5 protein-coding genes are annotated in these 7,083 nt (G+C 43.5%); 3 read left to right on the top strand and 2 right to left on the bottom strand.

Annotated features, from left to right (window positions below):
* The first annotated feature begins 477 nt into the window (after positions 1 to 477).
* Positions 478 to 1,482 (top strand): PEP-CTERM sorting domain-containing protein, encoded by a 1,005-nt coding sequence (locus O9290_RS01475; RefSeq protein WP_288056019.1) that lies wholly within the window; start codon positions 478 to 480, stop codon positions 1,480 to 1,482.
* A 238-nt stretch (positions 1,483 to 1,720) separates the two neighbouring features.
* On the top strand, positions 1,721 to 3,229 hold the full coding sequence (locus O9290_RS01470) for a helicase C-terminal domain-containing protein (RefSeq protein WP_288056021.1): 1,509 nt from the start codon (positions 1,721 to 1,723) through the stop codon (positions 3,227 to 3,229).
* A 27-nt stretch (positions 3,230 to 3,256) separates the two neighbouring features.
* On the opposite strand, the gene O9290_RS01465 is transcribed toward O9290_RS01470, so the two are convergent.
* A complete protein-coding gene (locus tag O9290_RS01465) occupies positions 3,257 to 4,804 on the bottom strand; it encodes an FAD-dependent oxidoreductase (RefSeq protein WP_288056023.1) in 1,548 nt (515 codons plus the stop codon).
* A 66-nt stretch (positions 4,805 to 4,870) separates the two neighbouring features.
* Positions 4,871 to 5,206, bottom strand: coding sequence for a hypothetical protein (locus O9290_RS01460; protein ID WP_002758693.1), 336 nt, complete (start codon positions 5,204 to 5,206; stop codon positions 4,871 to 4,873).
* 176 nt (positions 5,207 to 5,382) lie between these two features.
* Here O9290_RS01460 and O9290_RS01455 point away from each other — a divergent pair, with 176 nt between their 5' ends.
* Complete coding sequence (locus O9290_RS01455) at positions 5,383 to 6,984, top strand: 2-isopropylmalate synthase (RefSeq protein WP_288058829.1); 1,602 nt, start codon at positions 5,383 to 5,385, stop codon at positions 6,982 to 6,984.
* The last annotated feature ends 99 nt before the right edge of the window (positions 6,985 to 7,083 follow it).

Genomic DNA, 7,083 nt, shown 5'->3' with positions numbered 1-7,083 from the left:
AGTCTCCGAGCCAGTAGTCAGTAGTCAGGAGAATTAAGAATGAGCATTAATCAATTAAATGCTCTATTTGGTTATTTTATGCAATTTTATGCTTATTTTTCTCATTTTTGCCCTCTCAAAAATTAATTATGCAAGAACTCTTATGTCTATCCTAAACAAAGAAAATCTTAAGCTGGAAGCTCTCAACCTGTCTCAAAAATACCAAAAAACAGCCTTCTGGCAGAGGGGTTGGGGGTGAGGGCAATTAACCATCTCTGCCATTACCTTTGAAAAATTTGACTTAAACAAATTATGAATAGATATGCAGTCTATTAGCAGTTATCTTAACAGTGAGATACGAAGTTTCTGGTTTTAGAGAACGACGGAACGGCGGAACGTCGGAATATTATCTGATCGTCCAGAGATGATGACAAATACCGCCACACTTCATCTTCATGATAAACGCTATAATCTGAAAGTTGTTGCCAGTTGCTCATCATGAAAAAACTTGCTTATTCATTGCTCCCCCTAGGGATTACTTTTGGACTTTGCCTAAACATTGCCCCTGCTTCCGCTGGTTTGATACCACAAAATGTCATTTCCAACGCCGCCCTTTCTATTGACGGCTTCGGAAGCACAACTAACAGTGGATTTATTCAAGCCAATATACCCACAGGTTCTACTATTCAGAGGGCTTATCTCTATGCCACTTCCGTCTGGGATATGAGTCCAGTTTACGGAGTAACTTTTAATGGGAGTACACTTTCCTTGGGTTCAGCAACTATTCTTGGTCCCAATCAAAACCCAGCCACCACCGCCCGTTGGGATGTCACCAGTATCATCGCTTCTTCTTTTACGGGAGGATTACAAGACTTTAGTATCGTTGAGAATGGCGATAACGATGGTGCGGTTCTTGTCGTTGCCTACAGCAATTCTTCTACCCAAGGTTTTACCTCGGTTATTTTAGACGGGGAACTGTCCACCGGGGGAGACACGAGCCAGTTTGATTTTGCCAGTCCTTACACTGGGGGAGATTTTCTGGTTTCACTTGCCTCTAGTTATAGCCGTCAACCAAGTGGGCAAGCCACTGAGATTGACGTAACCACTAATTCGACCAATAATCGAGGATTGACTAGCAGTGCAGGAGGACAGGATGATGGCGAAGGAGCCGACGGAGGCTTAATAACTGTTGGGGGGATAGGTGACAGTCCTACTAACCCCGGCCCATTAGATGACCCCTTGTATGGGCCGCGAATCGATGATGAATACTATAATCTCGCTCTTGGCAATAGTGCTAATCCTGACGCTTTTATCTCACCGGGAGATACCTTCCTGCGCTTAAAAACAGTGAACCCAAGCAATGATGATAACGTTTTCGGAATGTTTATCACCAGTGGATTTAAGATCACTGCCACTCCCGTCCCCGAGCCATCCATGACACTGGGCATTTTTGGTATCGGTGCTATCGGAGCCTTAATATCTCGTCGTGGTAAAAAATCCTAACAGAAAATAAACCTGACAATTTAAGGCTGTAAATTGCGGTAAAAATTGATAAAATTTTCGATTGTGGTTTTTTATCGCTTTTTTTACCGCAAAATCACATTTACCTAGTTCTAGGTTTTTATCGTTCCAAGATGGAATTTGAACTTCAACCTCGATCACCCCATCAAAACTCTCGGAGTGCAATCAGTGGCAAAATCAAAGCTATGATCGATCACTGATAACCAATAACTGAGATGAGATGGTTTTATTAGAAGCAGCGGTTCATTCTTCCCTACGCGCTTTTTTACGCAAACAAGGACGCTTTTACTGGTCTCATCATCTCACTATGGGGCGACTGGTGGCTAGAGCTTTACGCCTAAAACGTTCCTCTCTCATACAAACTGGAACTACTCTCACCCGTTATTGTCTCAGTTATCTCACCCCAGCTCTTTTAGCTGATACACCTGTTCTAATTGTTGCCCCGGAGTCAGAAGTCAACCTACTGTTAGAAGTGGAAATCCCCCATCTGCAAGCATGGTTACAAACTCAGCGAGATATCCTCAAAAGTGATCGCTTTCCCGCTAATTTTACCGGTTTACTCCTCACCACACCCCAACAATGGTTAGAGGATAAATTGGACAATCTCGGTCATTTTCCCCAGAATATCCCCACGATAATCGATCGAGCCGAAGATTTAGAAACTTGTCTAGTAGATTATCTCACCGTCACCATTACTCCCGAACAATGGTTCGCTTTAGGGTCAGCATATCCCCAGCATAGAGAGATTATAGACTTAATTAAAGCACAACTTGGCCAAAGTATTCTTGGTCATCCAATTAATCCCTATAATTGCTATCTTATTGATGCCAAAGAAAAAGAATATATAATTGCTCTCCTGCAACGCTTGCATCAAGACTTAGCCACTGATTCTGCTTGGCAACTTTTAGCGGCAAAAATCCCCGAGCATAATTATCTCCTCTGGACATCAGTAGATCGAGAGCGAGAAGAATTTACCCTAAAAATCAGCCCTTTGGAGGTGGCTAGTTTTTTCAAACCGATTTGGCAGCAGCAACCCTTTGTTTTAATCGGCAGTTTTTTAGATAGCGAAAAATCCGCTAATTTATACCGTCAAAATCAGGGTATCGGAGAAATTTTAACTCTAAAGTTTGCAGCTGATCGCGAAAGTGAATATATTCATTTATATCTACCTGATCGCATCAGCGCCCCCAATACTCCCGAATTTCAACCGATGTTATTAAAGCAAGTGCGAGAATTAGTTAGCGCTAATCATACCAGTGAACAACCGATCGTGATCCTGATTGAAGATGTTCCCCTCAAGGCACAAATTGCCACCCAAATCGCAGCCGATTACGGTTCGCGAGTGCAAGTGGAAAAAACTGAGATTAATAATAATACTATTCTGGTTTGTGGTTGGCAATTCTGGCAAACCCATCAAGAAAAATTTCTTACTCCCAGTTTATTAATTATCGCAACTTTACCCTTACCTTCCCCCGAAAATCCTCTTGTTGCTGGCAAAATTGCTTACTACAAACGACAACATCTCGACTGGTTTCGTGCCTATCTTTTACCCACAGCAGTGAGGGAAATTCAGAAATCTGTTCAGTCTCTCCGGGAGTGTCAAGGTTGTGTGGCTGTCCTCGATAATCGTGTCAATGCCCGCAGTTATGGCAGACAAATTCTCTCCGCTTTAGAACCCTATGCTAAAGTTAATTATCTCGATCAACAATTTTTTCAAGATAAAGATTAAATCAGTTATCAGTTATCAGTTATCAGTTTACTGTTTACTGATAAAATCTCCCCCGGAGCCATATTTCCAACTGTCTAAATAACGATGGTAAAGATATTTTTGCTTGTCGGGTAACTTTTCTAAAACAGGTTTTAAGGTGGCTGCCAAGGGATATAAACCACTATACAAAGCTAAATTCAAATAATGTCCCGTCCAATCGATAAAAGGACTGATACCTACTTGTGGAATCATCGGTAAAACTAATTGAGGATTAACCAAAGGCAAAGTTTTTGAGAGGGAAGAAAACTGCACCACATCCTGTAAAAACGGTTTTAATACCTCATCTCCCAACTTGTCCATTACCCGAAAAACTCCACTCATTAAGTCATTAATTTGATTGGGATTAGGGTTAGCATATATCTGGACACTCATGGTTTTTTGAAATAGCCACGTTACCGATATATTAGGTTGATATGGTTGTAAAAGGGCTAAATCTTCTCGGTTTAAAGCATCGATTTGTAAAGCTTCCTCGATGCCGAAAGTTAGCCTTTTTAAATGTCTGACCATTGCCCCAAAACCACCAAAACTTACCGGAGATTGACTACCGCTACTATCTCCCACTGCCAGAATTCTTGACCAAGGCATCTTTAAAGGACTTTGACGATAGGACGGGAAAAAACCCGCTAGAAAACGCTGAAATTTTACCGCTTCTAAATCCACCTTTTGATACTCCGGCAGTAATCTTAAATACTCCTCCATCAAAAATTCTAAACTAAAGCGATCAGGATGAGTATCAAGATAGGTAAATAAATAAGTTGTCCGACCATCCCTAGCGGGAAATGCTTCCCAAAAGTATTGACATTGGTGCAAGATTGGGGTAAAAGAATAAATCAAATCACCAGTTTCATTACTGGGAAAACCCTGACCGCAACTACCCACCACTAAACAAACTCCATCGGGTTTTTCTCCTTTTCTTGCCTGTTTTGCAATTGCTGAAAAATGACCCATGGCATCGATTAATAAACGGGTTTTTAAAGTCACTTCTCCCGTTTTAACCATTACTCCATCTGGATGAACAATCGCCCCGCTAAACCACGAATTTTCTAATAACTTTCCTCCCGCTTGCAAAAACTTATTTTTTAAAGTCTCTAGCAAATAAACCGGATCAACACCGATATTTAAAATATCTCTGACCCAAAGCTCATAACCTTGATAAAATCCCACCCTCCCAGGATTATATTCCGTCGCTATCGCTTGATTTAATTCAGCTTCGGTCAATAAATCTAACTCTAAAAAACTGCTTAATTCTAAACGTGAAATATTCCACTCCTGCTCACGACCGCGCAGAATACCTCTTTCTAATAATGCCACACGCCAGCCCCTAGTTTGCAAAGCAGCCCCGATAAAAATTCCCAGGGTTCCCCCCGCAATCACTAGATCAAAATCCGTCTCTCCTAAAGATTCTTGACTTTGATTAATTACCGTAGGAATAACTGGATTTTCTAAGCGCAAAGCTTGCCAAGCTCGATCGCTGGCTCGCAATTGTTGTAAACTCTGAGGAGATACTCGATCGAGTAAAGATGCAACTAAAGACATAATCTTATATCAGTTATCAGTTATCAGTTATCAGTTATCAGTTATCACCATATCCAGAGGATAAAACTACTTAGATTGGAAAAACTTTTTCCCTTCTTCAACGAGTTTATTAATATCCTTGAGGGAAACTCCAAAAATCGCTAAAACTCCCGTAAAGACTAACAAAAAACCGATAAAACTATTCCGATCATAGAGAAATAAACCCACCAAAACGATAAAATAGGGAGAGAGAATTTTACTAATATTTTCAACTACAGTAACTATCTCTGGAGTGGGAGGATCAACAAGATTAATATCAGCTTTATCCTGATCCGGTTCGAGATTTTGCTTAATTGAAAACATCACTTCCTGTAGGTCTTTTACCTCCGGTGGGTTCGGTTCCTTCGCTGGTTTGCCAAACATTGTTAACTACCTCGCCAATTTATCTATATCCTCTATGGTAGCCAAAAAAAGGGCAAGCAGGAAAAGCGCGAGCAGGTCGAGAAATTCTCAGCGCAATTTTCCTTAACAACCCCCTCGGCCTGGGCTGCTATAATCAGAGGAACAACTCCCAAGTTCGTTAACGGTACAAAAAAACTATGAATACCAGTCCAGATCGTGTGATTATCTTCGATACCACCCTTCGAGATGGGGAACAGTCCCCGGGTGCCGCTTTAAATGTGGATGAGAAGCTAACCATAGCGCGCGCACTGGCACGACTGGGAGTTGATGTCATTGAAGCAGGTTTTCCCCACGCTAGTCCGGGGGACTTTGAAGCTGTACAGAAAATTGCCGCCAGCGTCGGCAGCGAAGCTGATAGCCCGATTATTTGCGGATTAGCCCGCACTACTCAAAAAGATATCAAATCTGCCGCCGATGCGCTCAGACCCGCCGCCAAGCCCAGAATTCACACCTTCCTAGCCACATCTGATATCCACCTCCAATACAAACTTAAGAAGACTCGTCAGGAAGTTCTTGAGATTGTGCCAGAAATGGTGGCCTATGCCAAATCCTTCGTTGATGATGTGGAATTTTCCCCCGAAGATGCCGGCCGCAGCGATCCCGAATTCCTCTATCAAGTCCTCGAAAGAGCGATCGCCGCAGGAGCCACCACCGTTAACATTCCCGATACCGTCGGTTACACCACCCCCAGCGAATTTGGGGCTTTAATCCGTGGTATTAAGGAAAATGTCCCCAATATCGACCAAGCGATTATCTCCGTCCATGGTCACGATGACCTAGGGTTAGCGGTGGCTAATTTCCTCGAAGCAGTTAAAAATGGCGCTCGACAGTTGGAATGTACCATTAACGGTATCGGTGAGCGTGCCGGTAACGCTTCCCTAGAAGAGTTGGTGATGGCCCTTCATGTCCGGCGCTCCTATTTTAATCCTTTCCTCGGTCGTTCCCCAGAGTCCACGGAACCTTTAACCAAGATCAACACCAGGGAAATCTATCGCACTTCTCGCCTAGTTTCTAATCTTACCGGCATGATCGTGCAACCGAATAAGGCGATCGTCGGTGCTAACGCTTTCGCACACGAGTCGGGAATCCATCAGGACGGGGTGTTAAAACATAAACTCACCTATGAGATTATGGATGCAGAATCGATCGGTTTGACTAATAATCAGATCGTCCTCGGTAAACTCTCCGGCCGCAACGCTTTTCGCTCTCGGTTACAGGAATTGGGTTTTGAGCTTTCGGAAACGGAACTTAATAACGCTTTTATCCAGTTTAAAGAAATGGCCGATCGCAAAAAGGAAATCACCGATCGCGATCTAGAAGCTATTGTTAACGATGAAATCGACACGGTTCCCGATCACTTTCGCCTCGAATTAGTACAAGTGTCCTGTGGGAATAGCGCCAGACCCACGGCCACGGTAACAATTCGCACTCCCGACGGTAGCGAGTTATCCGATGCGGCCATTGGTACAGGGCCAGTGGATGCTCTCTGCAAAGCGATCAATCGAGTGGTGAAGATTCCTAACGAATTAATCTCTTTCTCGGTGCGAGAAGTTACCGAGGGAATCGATGCTTTAGGAGAAGTGACCATCCGTCTCCGTTACGAAGGACGCACCTACTCCGCTCACGCGGCCGATACCGATATTATTGTCGCCTCCGCTCGCGCCTACGTCAGCGCCTTAAACCGTCTCCACGTCGCACTGCAGCAGAAGGAAAAAACCCCAGAAATGCTACAAGTCTAGATAGGGTGTTAGGGTTTTAGGGTTTTAGGGTTTTAGTTGAAATTCCCCCACTACCCCACCACCCCACACCCCACACCCCACACCCCACACCCCACCACC

The sequence above is a fragment of the Microcystis sp. LE19-41.2A genome (assembly GCF_027530405.1).
Classification (GTDB): Bacteria; Cyanobacteriota; Cyanobacteriia; order Cyanobacteriales; family Microcystaceae; genus Microcystis; species Microcystis aeruginosa.
Note: the sequence above shows the minus strand (reverse complement) of the source record. Positions and strands in the feature narration are given on the sequence as shown.